The organism is Micromonospora sp. M51 (assembly GCF_018070305.1).
GTDB classification, from domain to species: Bacteria; Actinomycetota; Actinomycetes; order Mycobacteriales; family Micromonosporaceae; genus Micromonospora; species Micromonospora parva.
The window spans coordinates 1-2,893 of the sequence record NZ_JAGPXZ010000749.1; the positions used below are offsets into that span (position 1 = coordinate 1).

At 74.9% G+C, this 2,893-nt stretch carries 3 protein-coding genes; all 3 read left to right on the forward strand.

Annotated features, from left to right (window positions below; genetic code table 11):
- On the forward strand, positions 1-687 hold a 687-nt coding region (dacB, locus tag KBX53_RS28115; RefSeq protein WP_210862566.1), incomplete at its 5' end, for a D-alanyl-D-alanine carboxypeptidase/D-alanyl-D-alanine-endopeptidase.
- Between the two features lie 92 nt (positions 688-779).
- Complete coding sequence (locus KBX53_RS28120) at positions 780-1,850, forward strand: zinc-dependent metalloprotease (RefSeq protein ID WP_030328010.1); 1,071 nt, start codon at positions 780-782, stop codon at positions 1,848-1,850.
- Positions 1,851-1,860: 10 nt separating this feature from the next.
- Positions 1,861-2,841 carry a tRNA lysidine(34) synthetase TilS gene (gene tilS / locus KBX53_RS28125; protein ID WP_210862568.1) on the forward strand — a complete coding sequence of 327 codons (981 nt, stop codon included), beginning with the start codon at positions 1,861-1,863 and terminating at the stop codon, positions 2,839-2,841.
- Positions 2,842-2,893: the final 52 nt, after the last annotated feature.

Sequence of the window (2,893 nt, forward strand, 5' to 3'; positions counted from 1 at the left end):
CCGGACCTGGCCGCCGGCAAGGCGTTCGCCCGGTTGCTCGGAGTGCCGACCGACGCCGTGAAGCGTGGCTCGGCCCCGGCCCAGGCCGCGGCGGGCCCCAGCCCGGCGCCGGGAACCGAGTTGGGCGTGGTGCAGTCTCCGCCGCTGATCCGGCTCGTGGACGTGATGATCAGCGAGAGCGACAACCTGGTCGCCGAGGCGCTCGCCCGTCAGGTCGCGTTGGCCCGCAACCAGCCGGCCTCGTTCGACGGGGGTGCCGCAGCCATGGACGCCGAGGTGGCGGAGTTGGGCCTGCCCGCCGACGAGATCAGCGTCTCCGACGGCAGCGGCCTGTCCCGTCGTAACCGGATCAGCCCGTCGCTGCTGACCGATCTGATCCGGTTGGCCGCCAGCCCGGACCACCCGGAGTTGGCAGGTGTCTTCGGTGGTCTGCCGGTGGGCGGTTGGTCCGGGACGCTGAACGAGCGCTACCGCAACACCGCGGGCACCGCCGCCGGCGCGGGTAGCGTCCGGGCCAAGACCGGCACGCTGACCCAGGTGCACTCCATCGCGGGCCTGGTCACCACCGCCGACGGTCGGTTGTTGACCTTCGCGGTGCTCACCGACAAGGTGCCGGGGGGCAGGGAGACCGCCCAGCCGGCGCTGGACCGGATCACCGCCGCGCTGGCCGGTTGCGGCTGCGGCTGACCTGCGCCGCTGCGGCGGGACGCGGTCGCCATCGGTGTCGATCGAGGGCGCGAGCCCGGGCCGGGGTGTCGCGGCGCGGGTACGGTGGGTCCATGGCGCAGTTCGTGGACTGGGATCTGGCCGCCGCCACGGCGGGGGCGTTGAGCAAGTCTGGCCCCCGCGTGTCGTACGCCGAAGCCACCGACGTGGTCGGCGACCTGCGCCGGCTGACCGACGAGGCGGCCGGGCACGTGGCCGACTACACGGGGCTGCGGGCGCAGGTGTCGCATCCGCCGGTCCGGGTGGTCGACCGCCGCGACTGGGCGGCGACCAACATCGCCGGGCTCCGCGAGGTGATCACCCCGCTGGTGAGCCGGCTCTCCGGCGACAAGCAACCGGGCGCGTTGACCGAGGCGATCGGGTCCCGGCTGACCGGGGTGCAGGCCGGCACGGTGCTGGCCTACCTCTCCGGCCGGGTGCTCGGCCAGTACGAGGTCTTCTCGGCCGAGCCGGGCCAGCTGCTGCTCGTCGCACCGAACATCGTCGAGGTGGAACGCAAGCTCGGCGCCGATCCTCGGGACTTCCGTCTCTGGGTGTGTCTGCACGAGGTCACCCACCGCACCCAGTTCACGGCCGTGCCGTGGATGCGGGCCTACTTCCTCAGCGAGGTGCAGGCGTTCGTGGACGCCTCGTCCAGCGGGAGCGAGCACCTGGTCGAGCGGTTGCGGCGCGGGGTGGCCACGTTGTCCGAGGCGGTCCGTGACCCGGAGAGCCGCACCAGCGTGCTGGACATCGTGCAGACCCCGGCGCAGCGGGCGGTCCTGGACCGGCTCACCGCGTTGATGACCCTGCTGGAAGGGCACGCCGAGTTCGTGATGGACGGCGTCGGTCCGCAGGTGATCCCGAGCGTCGAGCGGATCCGGGCGTCGTTCAACCGTCGCCGGGAGGCGGGCAACCCGCTGGAGAAGGCGATTCGCCGGCTGCTCGGGGTGGACGTCAAGATGCGCCAGTACGCCGAGGGGCGCAAGTTCGTGCACGGCGTGGTGGAGCGGGTCGGCATGGACGGCTTCAATTCGATCTTCAACTCGCCGCTGACCCTGCCCCGACTGTCGGAGTTGGGCGACCCGGACGCCTGGGTCGCGCGGGTGCACGGCCCGGCCGGCACCGTCCCGGCCGCCGGCTGATCACCCGCCGGTGGCCGCGCTCGCCCCGCCGGTGGCCGCGATCCGGGTGGCGGTACGCCGCGCCCTGACCGGTCTGCCGTCCGGCGGTGTGCTGGTCGCCTGCTCCGGTGGGGCTGACTCGTTGGCGCTCGCTGCGGCCACCGTGTTCGTGGCACCTCGGCTGGGCCGTACCGCGATGCTCGTCACCGTCGACCACGGCTTGCAGGACGGCTCCGCGGCCCGCGCGGAGGCGGTGGCCGCCTGGGGTCGGGAGGTCGGGTTCGCGTCGGCGACCGTGGTCCGGGGGCAGGTGGCCGGGCGCCCCGGCGGGCCGGAGGCGGCTGCCCGCGAGGCCCGCTACCAGGCGCTGACCGAGGTGGCCCGGCAGCAGAACGCGGTAGCGGTGCTCACCGGGCACACCCGCGACGACCAGGCGGAGACGGTGCTGCTCGCGCTCGCCCGGGGCGCCGGCCCGCGCGGGCTGGCCGGGATGCCCGCCCGGCGGGATCTGGGCGGGGTGCCGCTGCTGCGCCCGCTGCTGGAGGTCGGTCGGGAGCAGACGCGGGCCGCCTGCGCCGTGCTCGGGCTGAGTCCGTGGCAGGACCCGCACAACACCGACCCGTCGTACGCCCGGTCGAGGGTGCGGGCCGACCTGCTGCCGGCGCTGGTGCGGGCGCTCGGTCCCGGTGTGGTGGACAACCTCGCGCGTACCGCCCGGCTGGTGGCCGCCGACAACGCCGCGCTCGACGAGTTGGCGGGGGCGGCGCTGGCGGCGGCCCGGTGTCCCGACGGAGGGCTGTCCGTTGCGGCGCTGCTGGGCCTGGTGCCCGCCGTACGCGGCCGGGTGCTGCACTCCTGGGCCCGCGAGTCGGGTGCGCTGCCCGGTGCCCTGTCGCACCGGCACGTCGCCGCCCTGGACGCCCTGGTCACCGATTGGCACGGTCAGGGCCCGGCCGACCTGCCCGGGGGTGTCCGGGTGCTGCGCCGCGACGGCCGGCTGACCCCGGGCTGAGCTGTCCGGTCAGCCGCTGTGTGCCCGGTCCCGGAAGGTGGTCCGGTAGCTG